Source organism: Actinomyces gerencseriae DSM 6844, assembly GCF_000429265.1.
GTDB classification, from domain to species: Bacteria; Actinomycetota; Actinomycetes; order Actinomycetales; family Actinomycetaceae; genus Actinomyces; species Actinomyces gerencseriae.
In genome coordinates this window covers 485685-507851 of record NZ_KE386871.1, presented here as the reverse complement: position 1 = coordinate 507851, position 22167 = coordinate 485685, and the positions used below count along the sequence as shown (strand labels likewise).

Sequence of the window (22167 nt, the reverse complement as noted above, 5' to 3'; positions counted from 1 at the left end):
GTGGTGTTCTACAGTTGGTCGGTGATGTCCTGGCCGGTGGTGTTGTCGTACCAGCGGCGGCGTCCGTTGTGGACGACGAGCTGGAGGTCGGTGCCCACGGGCAGGGTGTAGATGCCGATCAGGGCGGGCTCGATGTTGGCGATGGAGTTGAAGCTGGCCACGACGAGGTTGCCGGGCGTGTTGAGGAAGTCGTCGGTGTCGGCGTCGGACAGGATCCGCCATCCGTTGTCGACGGGGTTGACGGACTTCTCCCGGCGGGCCCACTTGATGTGGCCCCGGCCGTCGATGATGTTGCGGGAGACCAGGCAGCCCCCGGAGTCCTTGATGAACTCGGTGAACTCAGGCGTGCTCACGGACATACTCCTTCATGCGGTCGGCGATGGCGGTGCGGTGCGGCAGTCGGTCGGCGATGTCGATCGGCGTGCGGCCCACGGCGTTGGCGATGGTGAGGTCCAGGTCGGGCTGGGCGAGCATGAGGTCGTACAGAGGTGCGAGCTCCTGGTCGGACATGCCTCCGGTGATGAGCTCGCACATGGCCACGGTACCGCGCCTGTCCGTGGCGTTGATGTTCACGCCGTTGTCGATCAGCCAGCGTGCGATGGTCAGGTCGCGGGCGACGTTGCGGTGGGTGTGGCTGAACAGCACGTGCAGGGGCGTGTGCCCCTCGGATCCGGGTGGTCCGATGAGGGCATCGCGCTCGATGAGAAAGTCCGCGATCGTGTACCGCGTGTTCATGTCGGTGTTGGCGATGGCGCACATGAGCAGCGACCTGCCGTAGAAGCGGCGCTGCTCGTCCCCGGGCTTGTACGCGGCGAAGAACGGCTCCGGCGACTTCTTCATGCGCGCGCTCATCGAAATATCCATGATGGACCTTTCCTCAAACTCAAGTCATCAATGGAAGCAAAGGGAGGCGGTGGTTAACCTATACCCTCGGCTCTATGACTGCGGTTGGATGATGGAAACTCAGGACGGTAGTGTGATGGGTTATTATACCAGTCGCGAAACTCCTGAGGTGTCAACTGCCCGTCAACATAGCTTCTCCAGATATCACGGTACTGATGTTCGGGTTTGTGGCCCATATCCCAAACGCCTCGGCGGGGATCGCCAGCTGTCCACTGAATCTCTTCTCCGGTTAGAGGATCGTACACGTGGCCGCCGTGTTGGGAGGCTGTGAGGTTCCAAGTGTCTTCGGGAACCCCCTGTCGGAAACTAGGTCGATTATCTGGGTCCAGGTAGGGGCGATCGTCGTCCGGGCTGATATGGGGTGTGCCATCGTCGTCCACATAGGTTCCGTGGTTGACGTTCGGATCATGCTTACCCGCCTCCTTTTGCGGCGTAAATGTGTCGTCGTCCCCTTTCCTGTCAGTGTGCGCGTTGGCGTCATCGTTTTCGTTCTTAGGCGATTCTTCCTCTGAGCGAGTGGCGGATGTCGTCTCATCGCTCTCTGACTGAGAAACGTTATCGTCGTTGGAACGCGAAGATATCGATTCGCCGTCCTCAGGGCGGGAGGTGTCAGGATCCTTGCCTTCGGGACGTTGGGGGTGCGGATCGTCTCCCTTGGGGCTGGTGGCGTCGTGGGCGCCGGCTGGCTTGCCTGTCGCGTCGGGGGCGCCGGTGTGGTGCATCCCGCCGCTGGTGGGTGTGCCGCCCCCGGCAGTGTGGGGACTGCTGGGGGCGTGGGCGCCGGCGGCGGGTGTGCCGTTGGTGTGGCTGCTGCCGGCCTCGGACACAGCGGCGTGGGCGTGCTGCGGGGTCTCGGGCGTGGCGTGGGTCCCGCTGGTGGGTGTGGTGTCCCCGGTAGCGTGCGAGGTGTGCGGGGCTTCGGGTGTGCCGGTGTGGCGGGTTCCGCCGGTGGCGGGGGCGTCCTCGGAGTGCGTGCCGGAGTGGGTCCCGCTGGTCTCGGGCGCGCTGCTGGCGTGGGCGGTGCTGCTGGGGGTGTCGCCTCCGGCGGGGTGGGTTCCGCCGGCGTCGTGTGGTGTGTGCGGGGCTTCGGGTGTGTGGGTGTGGCCGGTGACGGGGTCGAGGCCGTGGTAGGTGGGTGTGCCGGTGGTGCCGGTGGGGTGTGCCGATGGTGTTGTCGCGGGGGTGGGGGCCTCGTTGATGGGGCCCTTGATGGGGTCCAGGCCGCGGTAGGGGGAGCCGGTTCCGCCGGTGGTGGACGGGCCCGTCCCGCCACCGTGGCCGCTGCTGGTGTGGCCGGACCCGTCGGTCGAGCCGGCCCCGGTGTGCTCGCCGCCGCTGGTGGGGGTGTGGGCGGGGCCCGTGCCGCTGTGGTCGGATCCGCTGGCGGGGCTGTGGGAGCCGGTGGGACCATGACCGCCTGCGTTGGTGCCGCCGGTTCCGCTGCTACCGGAGCTGCCGGTGGACGGGCCTGTCGATGGGCGCGCGCTGGCGGTGGACGGGCTCGTCCCGCCGTGCCCGCCAGTGCCGGGGGATCCGCTGGCGTGCCCGGCCCCGCCGTCGCTGGTGCTGTGGGCGGATCCCGTGCCGGCGCCGGTGTGCCCGGCCCCGGTGCGGCCGCCGTCGGCGCCGCCGGTGGGGCCGTGGGAGCCGGTTTCTCCACCGCCGGCGCTGGAGTGCCCGCCGGTCGAGCCGTGCCCGCCGGTGCCACTGGCACCGGTGTGGCCGCTGCTGGTGGCGCTGTGGCCGCTGCTGCCGCCGCCGTGCCCGCCGGTTCCGCTGCCGCTGCTGGTGGTGTGTCCGCCGTCGGTGGCGTGGCTGCCGCCGTGCCCGCCGGTTCCGCTGGTGGCGTGGGCGGTGTGTGCGGTGGTGTGGGTGGCGGTGGTGGTGGCGTGGGTGGTGTTGGGGGTTCGTCCCAGGGCCTGGTTGATGCGGCGTCCGGTGGCGTGGCCGGCGTCGGCGGCCTTGTCGGTGACGCTGCCGATCTTGTCCAGGACGCTCTTGAGGCGGGTGACGATGGGCTGGATCTTGTTCAGGAGCTTGGACAGGGCCTGGAAGGAGGAGATGAGGTCGTTCACGCGGCGGGTGACCTTGGTGACCTTGTCGGCGACCCAGGTGCTGATCTGGGCGGCGACCGCGGGGGTGGCCAGGCCCAGGGTGAAGACCTCCTCCAGGACGGACTGGAAGAACATGCCGATGGCCTCGGCGATCAGGTCGCGGACCATGTCGTGGACGACCTGGACCAGGGTGGCGGCCACGCCCAGGCCCGAGGAGATGCCCTCGGCCAGGGACGACAGGGACTCCAGGGCGCCGGTGAGGACCTGTCCCTGGGAGCGCCAGGCGTCGGCGGCGGCGCCGACTTGGTCGGCCATGTCGGCGCTGATGTCGGCGCGCAGGTCGGCGGCCTTGGTCTTCAGGTGGGTGGAGATGTTGGTCCAGGTCTGGGAGCCGGCGCGCACGGCGTCGGCGTCCCCGGTGAGCTTGTCGAGCATGTCGGGCAGGGGCGGGATGTGATCCATGATCCAGCCGGCCACCCAGCCGATGGCCGAGGCCACGGGGTTGAAGGCCAGGGAGGCGACATCGGCGGCGGCCCCGATCCCGGCCATGGTGCCCTGGGCCCACGAGCCCTGGCCGATGGCCTCCGACAGATCCGAGATGTCCTCACCCAGACCCGTACCCGCCCAGAACGACGTCGAATCCTGCCGCGACGCCACCAACGAGTTCTCGCTCACGACCAAACACCACCACGAATCACAGAACCGACATGGAACACAACCAACCTCCTGAAAGCATGCGGGTGGGCGAGCAACGGATGGTGCTGGGTGGTCGGACGGGACCGTCCAGCACCATCGGGGCTCACCACGTGTCGGACTCCTCGGTCCACCTCCCGGCCCAGCCGATGTCGGCGCGCGAGCCCGCCTCGGCGCTGGGGCCCGGGTCGCCGGGCACGGGCCTCTCGGGCTCGTCGAAGACCGGCACGTCGTACGTGCCCCGGGCGCGCTTCCGGCGGCGTCGCGAACCTCCGGCGGCGCCACTCCCCGGAGCACCGCCCATCGGGCGTCCGCCCATGCCCCCGGCCCCTCGTCCAGCGGCCGTTCCCTGACCCGCCGGGCCGGTGGCGCCCGCCGCCGGTGCGCCGGTGGTGCCGTTGACGCCGAGGGCGGACGAGGCCTGCCCGGCGTTGGCGAGGCCCGCTGCGCCGGAGGCGGTCTGCGCCGTCGTGTAGGCGGAAGCGGACCCCATCGCGGCGCCCGTGGCACGAGTGATACCGGCGAGACCGGCCAAACCGGCCAAGCCCGCCAGGAGACCGCCGGCGCCCTTGAGACCGGGGCCCGACCCCTTGGCGCCGCGCGACCTGTTGGCCAGGAACGCGCTGCCGGTGGTCCCGGCGACCATGGGAACGGCCGAGGCTCCCGACGTATGACTGTTGACGAAGCCGTTGCGAACCAGGCCGTCGAGCCCGCTCGTGCTCTGGCCGTCCATGGCGGAGCCGTAGTGGCCCGCGGCGTCGGCGATGCCCGACACGCTGCCGGCGGCCTGCGCGCCGGGGGTGATGAGACCCGCGGTCGAGCCCGAGCCGCCCAGGGCTCCGTCGTGCGATGCCGTCGTTCCGTTCCCGCCCGCCATCGCAGGGCCGCCCGCTGCAGTGGATCCACCGGCTGCGGGGGCGCCGCCGGCGTATCCCGCGCCGGCCGTGCCCGTGCCGCCACCGGAGCCCGTTGAGTGGTCAGCGCCTTCGCCGCCCCCGCCGGCGTCGCCGTTCAGCGGGAGGGAGTGCAGCGGGGTCGGGTCGATCGTGCGGTTGGGGTCGAAGGGGGGACGCGCGAAGTCCAGCAGGTTCAGGTTGGTGGTCGTCGTCGTCAGCGACGCGTCCATCGGCCTGATGGCCTCGCTCGCGGCGGTCTCGCGCTGCGCCTCCACCAGGGGATCGGGATCGATGTCGGTCTGGCACTCCGTGCGGAGCGGAACGCCCTGGTGCACCTGGTCGCCCGTCGTGGCCGGCAGGTCGTCGAACTTCGGCTTGGCGGTGCGCATGGCATCGCGGGCCACGGTGCGATGCGAGTGGACCGATCCGACGAGCAGGTGCCACTTGCGCACCTCCGCCTGCAGCTGGGCGAGGGCCTGGGTGACGGCGTTCTGGGTCTCGCCCGTCAGGGCCGGGGACCCGGCGATGAGTCGGATGGAGTCGTCGCAGGAGACCAGCTCGGAGCGGATCGTGTCCAGATTCGTGTCGTCGGTGTGATCGTCGAGCGACAGGGCGTTGATCTTCTTCAGTTCGTCGACATTGAGGCCCATGGTGCTGTCCTTGGGTGTGTCTAGGGCTTGCTGTGGGCAGGAGGGGGCGGGACGCGGAGGTGGTGTCGGCGGCCGCGGTGCGGTGATTCAGCGCGAGGACGTCGACTGGGGGGCCGAGGGGCTCGCCGTGGGCGTGGGTGTGCCGGGCTCCTCGCCCGAGGGGGAGGCGGTAGGTGTGGGCGCCCCGGGGGCGGTGCCGGACGGCGAGGCGGTCGGCGTGGGCGTGCCGGACGGCGGGGTCGTGGGCGTGGGCGTGCCGGGCTCCTCGCCCGAGGGGGAGGCAGTCGGCGCGGGCGTGCGGGGATCGCCGCCGGACGGCGGGGCCGTGGCCGCGGGCGGGGAGGACGGAACGGGGCAGAACCCGCCGGAGTACTGGTTCGGCGTGGGCGATAGGGAGGGCGGGACGGAGCCGTCGGCCGGTGCGGGCGGAGGGGCGGGGGCGTTGATGGGGGTGCGGTTCATCTTCCAGTTCCGGATGAGTCCCTCGGCCTCCGCCGCTGTGTCGAGATCGCCCTGCTGGAAGGCGGCGACCGCCCTGTCGTAGTTGGTCTTGAGCTTGTCGATGTCCGCCTTGGTGGCCTCGATGCAGGCCTTGAGGTTCTCCAGCGCTCGGGTGTAGGCGTCCTTGCAGGTGGTCGCCTCGGCGTGGTCGCTCCAGGTGGTGGTCGTCTGGTTAACGGTGACGTTGTCAATGGTGGTGGCCGCGGGATCCGCGTGGTCCGAGGCCGTGGCCATCTCCGAGGAGTTGACGGATGCCTGGTCGTAGTCGACGGACGTCTGATCTGCCATCGTGTCTCCTTCCTCCCAAGGGGCTCGCAGGGGAACTGCGCCCACCCTAAAGGACATGCGGTGGTGAGGAGAACGTGCAACACGACATGAGGATGGGGAGAAGGCCCCAGGAGCACCATCGCGGTACTGGCGGCGGCCCCATCCCGAGGCCCCGGGGCGCTGGAGGACGGGCCGTCGAGCTCCTTCCGAGTCGTGGAGCCGATCCTCTAGCCTGTCTCGTGAATCATCAGGGGGTCCAATGATGCAGCAGTCTCAACAGCCTCAACAGCCTCAACAGGACCCGGCCCACGATCCCCGGGCGGCCGACGGGATCCGGCCGCACGACGTCGAGCAGGGGGCTGGGCGCCGGGACGGATCCGGGATCGTGCCGTCGGCCGCGACGCGATCCGGCCCCGGGGGTGTCCCGGGAGCCGCGGCCGGGCCGACGACTGATGGGCAAGACTCTCCCGATCCCGGCCCCGCGGCCTATACGCCCGGGGCGCCGATCCCCCCGAACCGGGAGCGCATCACGCTGCGCGCCTTCTCGACCCTCTCCTCGGCGTTCCTGCCGCTGGTCGGCGGAGGCTTCGGACTCGTGAGCCTCTACGGCGTCGTGGTGAACCTTGTGAGCGACAAGGGGACCATCGGCAACGCCGTCATCCTGGCGATCGTCGCGGCCCTCGCCCTGCCGGGCGCCGCCTTCATGCTCTCGATACGCACTGTGCTGGATCCCACGGGCATCCATGTGCGCGCCATCGGCAGGGAACGAAGCTACCCCTGGCCCGCCTCGCGCACTGGACTGTACGTGCGGATCGCCCCGGGAAGCAGCAGCGGCGCCAACCGCGCCTTCGCCTGCGTCGTCCTGCCCGACGGCGGCGACCTGGAGCTGATGGGCCTGTCGTGGACGGGACCCTGGATCCCTGCGATCGAGGCCAAGGGCGTGGCCGAGTGCAACCGCATCTGGCAGTGGGCCGTCTCCCGCGGCTACACCCGCGAGACTCACCAGTACGTGCCGCTGTCCGGGGCGCTGGGCGTTCACCAGGCGGTGCGCGAGAGCCAGGAGCGGCGCTTCGACCTGCGCTGACCGCGGCGCTGCGACTCACCGGCGCTGACCGGCGGCGCCTCCCACCCCTCCCCGATCCTCCGCCGGGGCGCCGACGGGGACGGGGCCGAGCAGGAGGCGCCGCCGCCGCTTCCCCGGAGTCAGAGGTAGTACTGCTGCCCCCGACTCGCCACGTCGGCGTCGGTCGTCTCGAAGCTCGAGGCCACCTGGCGCAGCGTCGAGGCGCCCGTTCCGATCTGCTTGGACGTCGAGGACAGGCCCTGGTCGAACGCGGTCTTGGCGATCTCGTAGGGCGGCAGGAACAGGGGAGTGCACAGGAGGCCGAAGGGCAGCCCCGCCATCGCCGCCTGCGACGCCGACGCCGCCGTGCCGAGACCGTCCTTGACCTGGTCCACGTGCGAGGCGTGCGTGCGCCACACCTCGGGGGAGACCTCAAGATCCGCCATTACCGACCTCCTCGATTGAAACCGATCATGCCATCCGGTCCCACGCCGGGACCCCGTGAGCCCCGGCTGCGCGAGTCCCGGCCACTGCCGGGATCCGGGGCGTCCGACGCGCCCTCCGTCCGGGGACCGTAGGCCTTTCGCATCCGCTGGGCCAGATCCGACTCCGCGCCCCAGGCGTCCGAGGCGATCTTCGACGCCTTCGCGCCGGCCCGCGAGCGCGCCTTGTCGACGCAGTCAAGAATAGTCGTCGCCAGGTCGGAGGGGAACAGGTCCATCGCCTCCCTCGTGAGCTTGAGGTCCACGAGCCTGCCCCCGGCGTCGACAGTCACGGTGACCGTGCGGTCGCTCGCCGTCTCCGTCTCGCGGATGGCGTCGACCTGCTTGGACACGCGCTGCGCCGTCTCCGCCTGCTCCTGCGACTGCCGTAGCCAGCTGTCCACCTGCTCCTGCGCCCGCTGCGCGGCGAGCTCGAACCTATCGGGCATGGGGTTCTCCCTTCTTCGTGCGGGCATCCGCGCGACGAGGCGCCTGCGACGCGATCAGCGCCAGAGTCAGGGCCGTTGCGCCGCCGAGGCCGACTGTACCCGCCAGGCGCTGGCGCCGTTGCGGACCGAGGTCCGGCTGCGGCGGCGTCGCCATCACCGGGGCGGCGGTCTCGAGCGTGCGGGAGCCGCGCGGGTTCGCGGGTCCCAGGGCGGTGCCGTCATTGATGAACGTGAGCGCGGAGTAGGGCGCGATCGTGCCCCACCCCACTGACGAGCTCCACTCCGCCGGCGTCGTGCGCAGCGCCGTCACCGTCAGCCGGTAGGCCCAGTCCGCCGGGGTCTCGTCCGGATGGGCCGCTGCGACCAGGGCCGCGACGCCCCCCGCGTACCCGGTCGCCAGGGCGGAGGAGGGCGACTCCTGGGCGATGACGCAGTCGCCGTCGCCCAGGAAGGCGGATGTCTCGGACTGCGCCGGGACTGCGAGATCGATGCCCTCGTTGCGCAGGGCGGCCTCGGACGCCGATCCCTGGGAGGTGAGCGCCGTCACTCCGAGGACGCCGTCGTAGGCGGCCGGATAGCGCACCGGGCTCTCATCCTCGTCCTTGGAGCCCTGGGAGCTCTGCGAGCGGTCGCCCGTGCTGGCGACGACGAGGGCGCCCGAGTCGATCGCGTGCTCGGTCGCCTCCCGGAGAGCGGGGGCGTCCTCCGTCAGCGCCTGGGGCACGACGATGACCCGCGCCCCGTTATCGACCGCCCAGCGGATGCCCTCCGCCGTCCGCTCGGGCTGGGGGCCCTGGGGGCCCTGAGGAGTCTGGGGGCCCTGAGGGCTCCTCCCCGTTGCCATCCCCGTTGCCGTTCTCGATCCCGATGCGTCGCTCGAGGTGGTCGTGAAGACCCGCACGGGCATGAGCGTGGCCTCGCTGGCCAGGCCGACCAGGCCGGAGCCCGACACGCTGCGCGCCCCGATGGCTCCGGCGACGGCCGTGCCCTGCCCGCTGGCGTCCTCGGTGGCCCCACCGGCTCTGGTCAGGTCGACGCCCGCGGCGAGCGCCCCGTCGAAGTGCGGATTGGCCTCCGCGATACCCGAGTCGACGACGGCGACGGTCACGCCGCCGCCCTTGGTGAGCGACCACGCCCGTTCCATCCCGATCTGGGAGACGATCGGGGGGACCGTGGGGACGAGCGTCTGCCGTCCCTCCTCGCAGTTCGAGATCGCGTTGTCGTGAGTCGGCTTCTGGGGGGTGGGCTCGGGCGTCGGCTCCGGAGTCGGCTGTCCGGTCTCGGTCGGCTCGGGGGTCGGCTCCGGAGTCGGCTCCGGGGTGGGCTCGGGCGTCGGCTCCGGGGTGGGCTGCTGGGTCGGCGCGGGCTGCTCGGGCTGCTGGGTCGGCGCGGGCTGCTGGGGCTGCCTGGTCGGCACGATCCGGTTGACCGGCGGCGGGGTCTCGTCGGCCCGCGCATCGATGGGGCTCAGACCCGCCAGGACGGCGCCCAGCGCGCAGGCCGCCAGAGTCGCCATGGCCGCGGTCCTCCTGCGGCGTCCTCGGATCATCGTGCTCTCCGTCGTTCGTGTCATCCTTCGTCTCATTGCTCGCTGACCCCGTCCCAGACCGCCTCCGTGGACAGCTCGACCCCCGTGGGGAAGAGCGCGAGCCAGGCCGCCGGCACCGCGACGACGCTGCCCTCCTCGTAGCCGAGCCTCGCCAGCGTGTCGGACAGCGTGCCGCCGAGACCCCAGGCCCGACCGGCGTCGGTGATGAGGAACACGGGGCCGACACTGCCTCCGGCGGAGGCCCGGACGAGCGCGCCGGTGCCGCCGGTCACCTTCACTCCTCCCGACTCGATCTGGTCGGCCGATGCCAGGGTGGTTCTGGCCATCCCGGACGAGGAGGACTCACCGAGCACGGCGCACACGCTCGAGTCCGCCGCGGCGCCATCGTCCAGGGTCGCGGGCCAGTCATCCGGGGCCGCGGTCGTCGTGTTGACCTGGGTGAGGTCGGAGACGCTGACGTCCTGGACGGGCGCCGTGGCGCCCCCGCCCAACTTGTACAGCGCCAGGGAGACGTCGTTGAGGGCCCCCAGGCTCGAGTCGGACTGGACGACGTAGTACCTCTGACCACCGCTTGCGCCGTCCGTCACCGACAGCAGCATTCCGGCGACCGGGTTCCTGATCGTCGAGGACAGGCCGGTCACCGGCACCCCGGCATCGGGCACGGAGAAGCTCTGCATCGCGCTGCCCGGGGTGAATAGAGAGAGCCACGCGGCGTCGACCTCGGTGACGGGCTCGGAATCGACGCCGAGCGCGAGCAGGACCGAGCCGAGGTTCTCCGCGGGCAGCTCGTGGCTGACGCCGTCCGCCACCAGGTAGGTCGTCCCGGCGACCGACACCAGGGCGTGCTGGATGGTGCTCAGGCCCTGCGGCGAGTCGCCCACGCCGGTGGCCGTCGAGCCCGAGGAGGTCGAGCAGGCGGTCCATCCATGGGCCACCAGGGAGCCGGCTCGGGGCAGCTGCTCGGGCGCGTCCTCGAGGCCCACCTGGGAGCCGCGCTCGATCCCGTCCAGGACCGAGTTCTTGAGGGACGACTCCTGGAACTTGCCCGGCTCCGCGAGGAGGCGCGCGCTGGCCAGGTTCGTCACCGGGCGCAGGCGGCTGTTGATGGTGATGTAGCGGGTGCCCTCGCCCTTGACGACGATGAGGGTGTTGTCCTGCCAGTTCGCCGGGAGGGATCCGACGAACAGACCGGAGATCCACGACGCCAGGGCGATGACCAGGGTCAGGACGACGCCGCCGATCAGGGGAGGCGCGACGCGCCGCGGCTCGAGCTCGCGACCCCCCGGCGCGCCTGCGACGAAGGCGGTCACCAGCCGGCGCCGGTTGAAGCGCTGGGCGTCGAGAATGTCCTTGTTGGAGGCCATGGCCGTGCTTCTCCTGTCCTACAGCGCTCCGCAGACGATGGCTGCCAGTGGCAGGATCGCCAGCAGGACGACGATTTCCAGGGCGTCGGCCGCGCGCGCCAGGCGGGGCCGGTAGCTGGGGCCGAGCACGTTGAGCAGCAGGACCACCACGCCGGTCACGCCGACGACCCCGACGGCTGGCATCACCAGGTCGGTGCGGGAGACGATGACCGTGACGACCAGGGCCGCCAGCGCCACCATGCCCCCGGCGACTCCGGCGATCACGTCCGCCTGCGACCTCGCCGCCCGCGTGCCCAGCAGGGAGGCGGCCGCGATGGCGGCGACCAGGCCGGCCCCGGCGTAGCCGACGGAGGCCAGCGTCGGGACGCAGGCGAGGACGATCACCGCGCAGGCGACGCGCGCCGACAGGACCAGGCCGTGCGCGTTGAGCACCCGGGCCGTCAGCGTGGGCGTCACCTCGGTGCCGGGCTCCAGGACCGGCCTGTCGGTTCGGTCGGGCAGCGAGATGTCGATCGGGACCGAGGCCAGGGCCAGCCACGGCGCCAGCAGGGAGATGAGGGCCGCGCACGCGGCGACGACGGCCAGAACGCTGGTCAGTGGACGGCCGAGGAACTCGACGCCCACCCCGGTCAGGGCCAGGGCGGATGCCACGAGCAGGGGTCCCGAGATCAGCCACCGGTCGTCGTCCAGGAGGGGGAGGCAGGCCAGGACGGCGGCGGCGAGCGCGCCTCCCGCCGCCATGATCCGGGTCCCCGTCGCCGGTCCGTCGAAGGCCGTGTGAGCGGCGACGGCGGCGAGCGCGCCCGCCGTCATCACCAGGGGCCAGGTCCCCCTGCCGCGCAGGCGCGAGATCGCGAAGGCGGCCAGGACGAGCAGACAGCCGCACACCAGCGCGCACACCGGGGTGAGGAGCCTGCCCGGGCCCTCGCGCAGCAGGAGCAGTCCCGCCACCAGGAACAGCAGGCAGGTGGAGGCCACCGACATCGACAGCGAGTCCTGCCGGCTCCAGGCGACCTGCTTCGTCTCGACCGCCGTGGCGACTGCCTCGACGAGGTCGTCGTAGCGCGCCTCGGCCTCGGTGCTGCGCACCTCGAGCGTGAGCAGGGCACCCGCCCGGACGCCCTGCTCGACGATCGGTCGCGAGTCGTTCAAGGGCTTGCCGTCCTCGGTCACGAGCATGAGGCCGTACACGGCCGACTCCTCGTCCAGGGCGCCGAGGCGCGCTGCCACGGTGGGGAGGATCTCCGCCAGCGGGAGTGAGGACGGCAGGGCCACGTCCGTCGGGATGTTGCGGTGCCTGATGGTGACCGGCGTGAGACCGGTCGCTCCGCGGCGGGCACTCGTAAGGGGCACGACGTTCTCCTGGTTCTCTCCTGGGTCCAGGGGAGGGGGTGGGGTCGGCGCGCCGGGCGGGCGCGCTGCGCGGAGCCGGACGACTCCACGGTCCATCCTGACACGCCTGTCCCGCTCGGGTCCCGCTCTGGTCCTTTCAGTGAGGCTCGACACCCGACGTCGGGTCGGACTCGGCGGCCGGGCGTCGACCCGAGGCGCTACCGCGGCGAGATGCCCCGCTCCGGCACCCGCTCCGGGTTCGGCTCGGCACCCGGCTCCGGGGTCGGCTCGACGACATGCCTGGCGCTCGGCGCCGTGCCCGACCCGGCGGCCGGCGGAGGACGTCGGCGCTCCGCGCGCCGAGGTGAGGTGAGGGGCCGCCGTGGTATCACGGATTGGAGGGTGGCGGAGTGACGTCAGAGAAGCGTGAGGGGCATGAGAAAAGTGAGGGGTGATGGGGGGCACGACCTGGAAGGTGCTCCGCCGAAAGGCTCGCAACAGGACGGAGACATTGGGTAGGTTGTATCCGCTCAGGAACAGTCGGGAGGTGGGCGACGCTTCCCGCGAGCATCCAAGTTGTCCCCCTGCACCCTCAGGAAGAGAGACCATGGCACCACAGAACCTCGCCGCGGGGAGCGGCGTACTCATCAATGCGGCGAACGTTGTCGCCACTCATCGTCAGCAGCAGCAGTCGATCGTCAGCGGCGTTGAGGGCAGCATCCAGGCGCTTGCGCCGGGGTGGAAGGGTTCGGGAGGCACGGCGTTCACCACCGCCGCCAACCAGTGGATCCAGGACGCCAAGAACATCATCGCCGTTCTCGACAGGTTCGAGTCCTCCCTGCGCGGGACTCACACCACCTACCAGAACACCGAGGCGAATGCGGCCGCCGGCGCGCAGAAGCTCGGCGGGGCCTCGCAGGGCTACCACGGCATGATGGCCTGATCCGGCCTCCTCGACAACAGCTCAGAATCGACGAACAAGGAGAATGATCATGTCCGACGACATGCTGGTGGACTACGGGTCGATGTCGAACGCCTCGAGCGAGCTCGCTCGTGCCTCGCAGTCCATTTCCTCGGACCTGGAGGCCATGGACGGGGAGCTCAAGCCCACGCAGTCCGAGTGGAGCGGTGAGGCTCAGACTCAGTACATCGCCGCCAAGGCCGAGTGGACGCAGTCGGTCACCGACATGAACCAGCTGCTCGCGCAGATGGGGACCCACGTGGAGACCTCGTCCGGCGACTACGGCACGGCCGACAACCAGGGCGCCGCGAGCTTCGGCGCCTGATTCGCGCTGGCAGCCCGGTGATCCCGGATGGATCCGGGATGCTGCTGCGTAACGCGGGCGGGTGCGCCCCGGACCGATCGGTCCGGGGCGCACCCGCCCGCGTTACGCAGCAGCGCTGTGGGCATTGGCTCGAAGGGACGCATGCGCTCGTCGGGCGCGGACCGGACCTCGCTGTGCGAACACTGCGCGGAAGGGGAATCGCCCTGCTCGCCTCGCCCAGGGCGGATGAGGCGGATGAGGTGCGAGATGGACGCCTCTGCGTCCGAGGACCGCTCCGGGGCCTTCGGCGCCGTGCCATTGCGCGAGGCTCATACGAGATCCGCGCGGTCGTACCCGGGGGCGCGTGATCGTACGCGGCGGCACGTGGTCGTACCCGGGGGCGCGCGGTCGTACGCGGGGGCGCGCGGTCGTACCTTAGAACCTCCCTAAGGTACGACCACGCGGAAGGAGGTACGACCTGGCGCAAACAAGTACGACCACGCGGGTTCACGTACGACCACGCGGCCCAGGTACCACTTCGCGAGGTCCGGGTGATGGCGAGCTAGGTTCCGGCGAGGAGGTATCCGGCGTACGACTACTCGGGAATCGGGAAGCGTCGGATCATCGGAGCCGGGGCCCGGTGGCCGCGTGCATCCGGACCGCGCGCCTGAAGGCTGGGCTGAGAAACATGACTTCAGCAGGTGCCCGCGCGCATCCGGACCGCGCTCCGGAACGTGAGGAGTCGCAAGACGACGACGCCGGACCGCGGCCGGTCGGAGCCGGAGCATCGGCGCCCCCGAGGAGAGCGGGGGCGGGCGTTACTGGGCTGCCGCGGGCGGAGGGGTGCGCTGCGAGTCCCAGCGGTCGAGGGCGGCGAGGCAAGCCGGCGGTGATGCCGCGGGCGGGAGGGGGTTTCGCCTGGCAGGCTGGTTGGGGGGGGCGACAATCGGTGGTGCCGCGGGCGAGAGGGGTGCGACCGCGGCACCGCGTTCTTCCGGATCCCCTTCAGGCGCTCTTCTCCACGGTGATGCTCTCGTCGGCGAGCAGAAGGACCGATCCCGGGGCGACGGCGGTGCGCCACTCGGGCTTGAGCCGGATCTGCTGCCCCGTGGGATGCACCATGACGGTACCGTTGGCCGAGCGCATGTCCTCGGCCCATAGTTGCTGATCGTCGAAGCCGATGCGCAGGTGGGAGCGTGATAAGGCGCTTGACGAAGTGGCCAGTGTCACCATCTGAGTGTCATCGGGGAATGCGGGGCGTGGTGCTCGACCGATGACGCACTGGCCCTCCAGGGGGACGCGCATGCCCGAACCCGTGACGAGGACGAAGTCGGGACCACCGGTACCGGCCCGCCGCCCGGCGTTCGGATCCTCCCGCGGGACGGTCCGCGGATCGGCCTGCACGTTCGGCGCGGCTGCGTTCGAGGCGCTGGGGCCCGCAGGGCTCAGGACGGTCTCACGTGTCGTGGTCCGTGTCTGAGCCTGCCCGACGGAGGGCGGGGGCGGAGCCTCGGACGGGCTCGTTGGCGACGGACTCATCGGCGAGGAGGACGCCGCCGGTGAGGCCGACGCGCGATGGGAGGTCGCCCTGCGCCTCCTGCGCATCGGTGCGCTCGCCGTCGCGGCGTCCGGCTCGCCGGGGCGCGCCCGCCGTCCTGCGGAGGGCGGGCCCGGCGATGCGGGTGCGGGCGATGCGGGTGCGGGCTCGGCGGGCGGAGGAGGGACGAACGGCGTCTCCTGCGCGCCCGGGGTCTCGCGCCCCGGGATGGGACCGGCGGTCGCTGCTGGTCCGGGAGCGACGGGCGTGACGGTGCCTCCGGGGGCGGGGGCGCCTGCGGTCTCCGCTGGTTGGGAGTCGATGGGAGCGGCGGTGCGCCCGGGAGGAGCAGCGGTCTCCGCCGGTTCGGGAACGGCGCGCCCGGGGGCGGCGTACTCGGCGGCGTTCTGCGCGTCCGATGAGAGCCGGATAGGGCGCTCCGATTCGTGCGGATCCCCTGTACCGGTATGCGGGCCCGGGGCCCGTGGCACGGGCGCCGCCGGTCCGAGGATCCCCCCGAGTGCGGCGGGCGTTGACTGAACGACGGGCTCCGGAGCCGGCGGGGCCTGCGGCGGCACGGGCGCGGAGTCGACGACGGAGGTCGGGTCGGAGACGGTCGTCGCGGGCCCGGTGCCCACTGCGGGCGGTGAGGGCGGAGCGCCGGCCGGGAGATCGGGCGGGGCGCCGGTCGAGGGCGCGGACGGGGCGCCCGAGAGCATGGCGGCGGGGCGTCCCGCTGTCCCGCCTCCGCGGGTGCGCGGGTGCGCGGTCTCCGCGAGGTCCCGCCGTCCGGCGCCGCCGGGGCCGGGCTTCCGGACGGACTCGTCCGTACGACGGGAGCGGCGCGTCACGAGGGTTCGGCACCGCGTCGCCCCGTCCACGAAACCGGCCTCCCCGCTGCCGATCGGGGTCAGCGGCGTCAGGGCGACGCGGGCGGCCGCGCGGCCCAGACCGGGAGTCGTCGGGCCCTCGGCGGTGACCGTGCGAGCCCCGATCGCGGCCAGCCCCGGGGTCCAGCCGGTGCACGCCAGGGCGATGACGGTCAGCGCGAGGATCTGGACGGCGGTGATGACTGCGAGTGCGGTCCACCCCCTGAGCAGGTGGAGCGCGACCGGCGGGGCGACGAGGACCACCAGGTCGATGGCGGCGGCGCCCAGCAGCCCGGCCGTCGTCGGGCGCCGCCGGGCCCCGCCGGTTCCGGCCGTACCGGCGGTAGTGGTGCTGCTGATGGTGTCGTGGAGTCGAGTGCTCACAGCTGCCTCATGAAGTCGATGATCCCGGCGGCGACCACCGCCGAGGGGAGTGCCAGGAAACCTGCGAGGGACCCCAGGATGTCTCCGAAGCGGCCCCACCACGCGGACGGGCGGCCGCCCAGTCGGGTGAGCATGATGACGACGGACACGAGCCCGGCCGCCGCCACGATCCCGACGAGCAGGTCGAAGGTCGTCGTGCCGGGTCGGACCCCGGATGCCAGAACCGAGACGATGGCCGCGGCGCCCACCGCCAGGCGTGGTAGAACGCGCTCGGTGTGCGAGCGCGCCGTGCGCGGGTGGAGCAGGAGGAGCGCCGTCACGAGAGCCAGCTCGACGCGGGCGCCCCACGCCGCCGGCCCGGTGCCCAGGGCGATCTTCGCCGCCACCGGTGAGCACGTCACCACCACGACCGCCACCACCACTCCGATGGCCACCGATATCGACTCGGCCTGAGCCAGCGTGCGCGAGACCCGGGCGGCGGTCACCTTCGCCGGCGGCTCGATCGTCGGCACCCGCACGCCGCGACTGCCCGCGCGTTGCTCCGAGAGGTCGAGCAGCTGCTGGTCGGGCACAGAGGAGAGGGACACGGTGGGCACGAGCGTGATGAACAGGGTACTGGCCGCCAGAGTGATGACGATCACCGGGGCCCGGGGGACGCCGAAGATCAGGACCGCGGTGACGAGGACGGCCGCGACCGTCCACGCGAGGGCGCCGGTGGCGGCGCACGCGGACCGCAGTCGCAGCCACAGGACCAGCGAGGCGGCGCCCGCTCCCCATGCGCTCAGCAGGGTCGCCGTCGCGGCCGGTTCCAGGACGCCCGCCGGTACCAGCAGGACCCCCGTCGCCGCGCCCAGCAGCGGCAGCGGCAGGATCGCCGACGACTCCTGCAGGGGATCGGGCCGGTCGTCCATCAGGACGACTCGGACCGCCAGGAGCGCCGTGGCGAGCGCGGCGGCGCCCGTGCGCGCCAGCAGCGGCAGCCGCGCGCCCTCGTCGGCGAGCGCCGAGTACCAGCCCAGCGCGAGAAGCAGGCAGGCCACCAGCGCGACGGCGGCGGCGTCGAGCCACGGTCGCGCGGGCCTGGGGCGGGAGGCGGAGCGGTCCGAGAGATGACGAGCCGCGTGCCTGCCGATCGCCTTGCCGCCCACGAGCAGCACGGTGCCGTTGTCGAGATCCCGGCCGACGAGGGCGTCCAGGGGGGTGCGTGCTCCCGTGGTGGTGGTCACCAGGGCGTCGTCGGGGACCATGGCGCCCGTTCTCGCCTCCAGGAGTGCGCGCACCGGGGTCCCAGCCGCGACGGCGACATCGGTCCACCCTCCCTCGTCGACGAGGGTGACGCGTACGTTCGCCACGTTCATGCGGATTCTCGCTTCTCGTGTGTCATGGGAGTCGTTCGTGGTGGAGGTCCTTCGGCACGGCTGGTCGGCGTGGAGGCGCACCGGGCTGCACGAGTACTCTAGGGGCACTTGCCGTCCTGTGACCGCACGCGAGTGCGATCCACGGGAATCGGGACGCCCCCAGCCGGCGGGTCCGCCGCTCACGAATCGGAAGGTTTCCGGCCGCACTCATGACCGACAACCAGGTGAGTTCCTCAGACGCCCCCGAGCGCCCCTCGGGATCCATCGATGTCAAGGCCCCTCCCGACGCCGTCGTCGCTCAGGACGCGTCGAGCATCCTGGCCACGGTGCTGCCCCTGACCGGTTCGATGGGCGTCATGGTCTTCATGGCCATCTCGAACTCCAACGGCAACCGCACCCTGTTCATGGGCGGCGGCATGGTGATCGCCATGCTGTCCATGGTCGGCGTCAACATCTACCGCCAGACGCGTCAGCACCGTGAGAGCGTCAAGGACCAGCGGCGCGAGTACCTCGCCTACCTCTCCGAGTTGCGGGACTCCGTGCGTACGGTGGCCGGCCAGCAGCGGCGCCACGCGGTGCACGTCCTGCCCGAGCCGGAGGCGCTGCCCTACTTCGTCCAGGACGGCCGGCGGGTGTGGGAGCGCAGTCCCGGCGACGACCAGGTGCTCGTGCGCCTGGGGCGCTCGACCCAGCCCCTGTGCGTGGATCTCGTGCCGGAGAAGCTCGACGCGCTGGCCAAGCCCGACCCCGTGTGCCTGTCGGCCATGTCGCGCTTCGTGGTCACTCACCGCGACGTCGACGGCCTGCCGCTGGGGACCTCGTTGAACTACTTCTCCCGTGTGGAGGTCGTCGGCGAGGTCGACTCCGCCCGCGCGCTGACCCGGTCGCTGCTCGTGCACCTGCTGTCCATGACGCCGCCGAGCCGGCTGCGGGTGGCGGTGGTGGCCTCCGAGGAGGCGCTGGGGCAGTGGGAGTGGCTCAAGTGGGCGCCGCACTCCTGGTCGGACTCGGTCCAGGACGACGCCGGCCCCGCCCGCATGATCGCGACGTCGTGGCAGGACGTGGCCGAGCTGCTGCCGGAGGATCTCGCGGAGCGCGGCTCCTTCTCCTACGACGCCACCGACACGCCCATGCCGTACATCATCGTCGTGGTCGACGGCGGGTACGTGCCGATCGGGTCCCCGATCGCCCTGAGCGGCGGGGTGAACGGGGTGACCGTCATCGACCTGCCCGAGAAGTGGGGCGCGTTGACCTCGCTCTCGACTCTCCGGCTCCTGCTGCACCCGGTTTCGTCCCTGACCCGCGCCACGCCGATGGAGGTCGTGCGCGCGGGTGAGGACCCGGCCCTCGCCGTGGCGGACATGATGGACGTGGCGACCGCCCAGGCCGTCGTGAGACGTCTGTCATCGCGCTTCACCACCTCCGGGGAGGCCTCGGTCAACGCCCCCGTGGGCACGACCGACCCGAAGCGCTCGGCGGATCTGCTCTCCCTGCTCGATCTGGGTGATGTGCGCGACTTCGACCCGGACACCGACTGGAGACGGCGGTCGGGGCGGGAGCGGCTCCGGGTCCCCTTCGCGGTCACGCCGGAGGGCGCCCCCGTGGTGCTGGACATCAAGGAGTCCGCTGAGAACGGCATGGGCCCCCACGGCCTGCTCGTGGGCGCCACCGGTTCCGGCAAGTCCGAGGTCCTGCGCACGCTGGTCCTGGCGCTGGCGCTGACCCACTCGCCCGATCAGCTCAACTTCGTGCTGGTCGACTTCAAGGGCGGCGCCACATTCGCGGGCATGTCGGAGCTTCCCCACGTGTCCGCCATGATCTCGAACCTGGAGAGCGAGCTGGGCCTCGTCGACCGCATGGAGGAGGCTCTGCGCGGGGAGATGACCCGCCGCCAGGAGATGCTGCGCGACGCGGGCAACTACGCCAACGTCACCGACTACGAGGAGGCGCGACGCGCGGGCAAGCACGACGGGGAGCCGCTGCCCGCCCTGTTCGTCATCCTCGACGAGTTCTCGGAGCTGCTGTCGGCCAAGCCGGACTTCATCGAGGTGTTCGTCGCCATCGGGCGCCTGGGGCGCTCGATGCAGATCCACCTGCTGCTGTCCTCCCAGCGCCTGGAGGAGGGCCGGCTCCACGGCCTGGAGTCCCATCTGTCCTACCGGATCGGCCTGCGCACCTTCTCCGCCGCCGAGTCGCGCATCGTCCTGGGGGTCGCGGACGCCTACGACCTGCCGCCCTACCCGGGCAGCGGCTACCTCAAGAGCGGTACGCGCGAGATGACCCGCTTCCGGGCCTGCTACGTCGCCGGCCAGCCGCCGGAGCGCGTCAACGCGGCGCTCGCGCCGGCGCCCACCGGGGAGCCCCGCGAGCGGGTCGTCACCCCCCGGGTCGTTCCGTTCTCGGCGCGCCCGGTCCACGACCGGACGGCGCCGCCACCCGTCGAGGAGGACGTCGATGTCGTCGACGTCGGCGACGCCGTCGATGCCCGGGCGGCGGAGTCGGAGCCGAGCGCGCCTCCTCCGGCTCAGGACATCCAGTACGCCGAGATGACGACGATGGACATCGCCGTGGCGCGGATGGCCGGGCACGGCACGCCCGCGCATCAGATCTGGCTGCCTCCCCTGAACGTCAGTGAGACCTTCGACTCGCTGCTGGGCGATCTTGTGGTGGATCCGGAGCTGGGCCTGGTGTCGCCGTCCTGGCGCGCCCGCGGCGACCTGGAGGTGCCCCTGGGCATCACCGACGTCCCCCTGGAGCAGCGCCGTGAGTACTACAGCGTCGACCTGTCGGGGGCCGGCGGGCATGTCGCCGTCATCGGCGGTCCGCTCAGCGGGAAATCGACGGCGCTGCGCTCCCTGGTCATGGGTCTGGCGCTGACGCGCACCCCGGTGGAGGTGCAGGTCTACGTCATCGACCTGGGGGGCGGGACGTTCTCGACCATGCTCGACCTGCCGCACCTGGCCGGCGTCGCCACCCGTGACGAGCCCGACGTCGTCGCCCGGATCATGGCCGAGGTGTCGGCGCTGCTGGACGATCGCGAGCGCTTCTTCAAGGCCAATCGCATCGACTCGATCCAGACCTACCGCCATGAGCGGGCCGCGGGCCGTCTCGACGACGGGTACGGCGACGTCTTCCTCATCATCGATGGATGGTCGACCCTCAAGACGGACTTCGAGGACATCTCCACCCGCATTATGGCGATCGCGCCGCGCGCCCTGGCCCTGGGCGTGCACGTCGTCGTCGCCACGGGGCGATGGACCGACATGCGCATGACCATCAAGGACATGTTCGCCACCCGCATCGAGCTGCGGCTGGGCGACCCGGCGGACTCCGAGATCAACCGGAAGATCGCGCGCGAGGTTCCGACCGGCAGGCCCGGGCGCGGTCTCGACCCCGGGGCACGGCACATGCTGCTGGCGCTGCCGCGCACCGACGACGATCATGACCCCGCGACGCTGGCCCGCGGCGCCAACGACGCCTGTCGTGCGATCGCGGAGGCGTGGACCGGTCCGCAGGGGCCCAAGCTGCGTCTGCTGCCCACGCGCATCGACCTGGCGACGCTTCAGGAGCAGGTGCCGCCGGGCGGCGCCCCGGTCATCGGGATCAACGAGGCGCGCCTGGAGCCCGTGCGCCTCGACATGAGCCACGACCCGCACTTCATCGTCCTGGGCGATGCCAAGACCGGGAAGTCCTCGTTCCTGCGCGCCCTGGGTAACGAGCTGTGCCGCGGGCGCTCGACGAGCGAGGTCCGTCTGCTGGCCATCGACCTGCGGCGCTCCCTGCTGGGCGAGCTCTCCTCCGAGCATCTTCTGACTTACGTCACGGTTCGCGAGGACGCCGCCAGGGAGGTCACCGAGCTGGCCGGCTTCCTCCAGGGACGCATGCCCGGTCCCGACGTGACGCCGGAGCAGTTGCGTAACAGGTCGTGGTGGGAAGGGCCGGACGTCTACATCCTCGTCGACGACTACGACCTGCTGTCCTCGGGGCAGGCCGTCAACCCGCTGATGTCCCTGCAGCCGCTGCTCGCGCAATCCCAGGACCTGGGTCTCCACCTGATCCTGACCCGGCGCATCGGAGGCGCCAGTCGCGCCATGTTCGAACCGATCACCCAGACGCTGAACGACTTGTCGACACCCGGCATCATGCTGCCCGGAAGTCCCGACGAGGGGCCGCTGCTCGGGCGGCAGAAGCCCATTCCCGGGCCTCCGGGACGAGCGCGCCTCATCAGCCGCGACCACGGGGTCCAGTCGCTCCAGCTCGCCTGGGCGCCCCCCACCCAGTAGCCGTCCCGGCGGCACCGCTCAGCGCCGTCGACCTCGGGCCCCGACCGGGAACGCTCGCCTCGACGAGGCGGTCCGCCCTCGCGCGCCACCGCAGTGCGGGGCGGGGGCGCCGGTACAGTCGTGCGCATGGCAAAGGGTCGAAAGGGAGGCGGCACTCCGCCGCGCAGGAGGAGGCGTCGGACGGGCGGTGCTCGTTCCTCGTCCGGCGCGGGCTCCGGTCACGTGCGTCGTTCCACCCCGGGATCTCGCGTTCCCGGAACCCCGCGTC

The 22167-nt window shown here is 71.7% G+C and carries 16 protein-coding genes; 4 read left to right on the top strand and 12 right to left on the bottom strand.

Annotated elements, in window-relative coordinates; all coding sequences use genetic code 11:
* Positions 1–8: 8 nt before the first annotated feature.
* From G448_RS0111705 to G448_RS0111685, 5 genes are all read right to left on the bottom strand, one after another.
* On the bottom strand, positions 9–353 hold the full coding sequence (locus G448_RS0111705) for a DUF2185 domain-containing protein (RefSeq protein ID WP_026408138.1): 345 nt from the start codon (positions 351–353) through the stop codon (positions 9–11).
* Entirely contained in the window at positions 340–840 is a 501-nt protein-coding gene (locus G448_RS18245; RefSeq protein WP_169720849.1) for an ankyrin repeat domain-containing protein, read from the bottom strand. Before G448_RS18245 ends, G448_RS0111705 begins: the two co-directional genes overlap by 14 nt.
* Before the next feature lie 77 nt (positions 841–917).
* The gene (locus G448_RS19040) at positions 918–3632 is read right to left on the bottom strand and encodes a GH-E family nuclease (protein WP_156911025.1); all 2715 of its coding nucleotides are present in this window, start codon (positions 3630–3632) and stop codon (positions 918–920) included.
* 124 nt (positions 3633–3756) lie between these two features.
* Positions 3757–5196, bottom strand: coding sequence for a hypothetical protein (locus G448_RS18240; RefSeq protein WP_026408135.1), 1440 nt, complete (start codon positions 5194–5196; stop codon positions 3757–3759).
* A gap of 87 nt (positions 5197–5283) precedes the next feature.
* Entirely contained in the window at positions 5284–5985 is a 702-nt protein-coding gene (locus G448_RS0111685; protein WP_026408134.1) for a hypothetical protein, read from the bottom strand.
* A gap of 238 nt (positions 5986–6223) precedes the next feature.
* On the opposite strand from G448_RS0111685, the gene G448_RS0111680 reads away from it, so the two are divergent.
* Positions 6224–7048 carry a hypothetical protein gene (locus G448_RS0111680; RefSeq protein WP_156911024.1) on the top strand — a complete coding sequence of 275 codons (825 nt, stop codon included), beginning with the start codon at positions 6224–6226 and terminating at the stop codon, positions 7046–7048.
* A gap of 119 nt (positions 7049–7167) precedes the next feature.
* Here the strand turns inward: G448_RS0111680 and G448_RS16405 are convergent, their stop codons facing one another.
* From G448_RS16405 to G448_RS0111655, 5 genes are read right to left on the bottom strand one after another with little or no spacing between them, the layout of a single operon-like run.
* A complete protein-coding gene (locus G448_RS16405) occupies positions 7168–7473 on the bottom strand; it encodes a type VII secretion target (RefSeq protein ID WP_034495106.1) in 306 nt (101 codons plus the stop codon).
* Positions 7473–7958 carry a YbaB/EbfC family nucleoid-associated protein gene (locus G448_RS0111670; RefSeq protein WP_026408132.1) on the bottom strand — a complete coding sequence of 162 codons (486 nt, stop codon included), beginning with the start codon at positions 7956–7958 and terminating at the stop codon, positions 7473–7475. The genes G448_RS16405 and G448_RS0111670 overlap by 1 nt, the downstream gene beginning before the upstream one ends.
* The gene (locus tag G448_RS17130; RefSeq protein WP_026408131.1) at positions 7948–9531 is read right to left on the bottom strand and encodes a S8 family serine peptidase; all 1584 of its coding nucleotides are present in this window, start codon (positions 9529–9531) and stop codon (positions 7948–7950) included. Before G448_RS17130 ends, G448_RS0111670 begins: the two co-directional genes overlap by 11 nt.
* 8 nt (positions 9532–9539) lie before the next feature.
* Positions 9540–10871 (bottom strand): type VII secretion protein EccB, encoded by a 1332-nt coding sequence (gene eccB, locus G448_RS0111660; RefSeq protein ID WP_026408130.1) that lies wholly within the window; start codon positions 10869–10871, stop codon positions 9540–9542.
* A gap of 18 nt (positions 10872–10889) precedes the next feature.
* Positions 10890–12224: an EsaB/YukD family protein gene (locus G448_RS0111655; protein ID WP_034495104.1), complete on the bottom strand. Its 1335-nt coding sequence runs from the start codon at positions 12222–12224 to the stop codon at positions 10890–10892.
* Positions 12225–12810: 586 nt separating this feature from the next.
* Here G448_RS0111655 and G448_RS0111650 point away from each other — a divergent pair.
* Positions 12811–13146, top strand: coding sequence for a WXG100 family type VII secretion target (locus G448_RS0111650; RefSeq protein ID WP_084436674.1), 336 nt, complete (start codon positions 12811–12813; stop codon positions 13144–13146).
* Positions 13147–13195: 49 nt separating this feature from the next.
* Positions 13196–13489: a WXG100 family type VII secretion target gene (locus G448_RS0111645; protein ID WP_026408127.1), complete on the top strand. Its 294-nt coding sequence runs from the start codon at positions 13196–13198 to the stop codon at positions 13487–13489.
* Between the two features lie 984 nt (positions 13490–14473).
* Here the strand turns inward: G448_RS0111645 and G448_RS0111640 are convergent.
* The gene (locus G448_RS0111640) at positions 14474–16258 is read right to left on the bottom strand and encodes an FHA domain-containing protein (RefSeq protein WP_026408126.1); all 1785 of its coding nucleotides are present in this window, start codon (positions 16256–16258) and stop codon (positions 14474–14476) included.
* Positions 16255–17616: a hypothetical protein gene (locus G448_RS0111635; RefSeq protein WP_026408125.1), complete on the bottom strand. Its 1362-nt coding sequence runs from the start codon at positions 17614–17616 to the stop codon at positions 16255–16257. Before G448_RS0111635 ends, G448_RS0111640 begins: the two co-directional genes overlap by 4 nt.
* Positions 17617–17825: 209 nt before the next feature.
* On the opposite strand from G448_RS0111635, the gene G448_RS0111630 reads away from it, so the two are divergent.
* Positions 17826–21899, top strand: coding sequence for a type VII secretion protein EccC (locus G448_RS0111630; RefSeq protein WP_026408124.1), 4074 nt, complete (start codon positions 17826–17828; stop codon positions 21897–21899).
* The last annotated feature ends 268 nt before the right edge of the window (positions 21900–22167 follow it).

Coding starts and splice junctions, on each gene's coding strand:
- G448_RS18240 (WP_026408135.1), bottom strand. CDS start 5,196: ATGGGCCTCAATGTCGACGAACTGAAGAAGATCAACGCCCTGTCGCTC.
- G448_RS17130 (WP_026408131.1), bottom strand. CDS start 9,531: ATGACACGAACGACGGAGAGCACGATGATCCGAGGACGCCGCAGGAGG.
- G448_RS0111685 (WP_026408134.1), bottom strand. CDS start 5,985: ATGGCAGATCAGACGTCCGTCGACTACGACCAGGCATCCGTCAACTCC.
- G448_RS0111645 (WP_026408127.1), top strand. CDS start 13,196: ATGTCCGACGACATGCTGGTGGACTACGGGTCGATGTCGAACGCCTCG.
- G448_RS0111630 (WP_026408124.1), top strand. CDS start 17,826: ATGACCGACAACCAGGTGAGTTCCTCAGACGCCCCCGAGCGCCCCTCG.
- G448_RS16405 (WP_034495106.1), bottom strand. CDS start 7,473: ATGGCGGATCTTGAGGTCTCCCCCGAGGTGTGGCGCACGCACGCCTCG.
- G448_RS0111635 (WP_026408125.1), bottom strand. CDS start 17,616: ATGAACGTGGCGAACGTACGCGTCACCCTCGTCGACGAGGGAGGGTGG.
- G448_RS0111670 (WP_026408132.1), bottom strand. CDS start 7,958: ATGCCCGATAGGTTCGAGCTCGCCGCGCAGCGGGCGCAGGAGCAGGTG.
- eccB (WP_026408130.1), bottom strand. CDS start 10,871: ATGGCCTCCAACAAGGACATTCTCGACGCCCAGCGCTTCAACCGGCGC.
- G448_RS0111680 (WP_156911024.1), top strand. CDS start 6,224: ATGATGCAGCAGTCTCAACAGCCTCAACAGCCTCAACAGGACCCGGCC.
- G448_RS0111650 (WP_084436674.1), top strand. CDS start 12,811: ATGGCACCACAGAACCTCGCCGCGGGGAGCGGCGTACTCATCAATGCG.
- G448_RS18245 (WP_169720849.1), bottom strand. CDS start 840: ATGAAGAAGTCGCCGGAGCCGTTCTTCGCCGCGTACAAGCCCGGGGAC.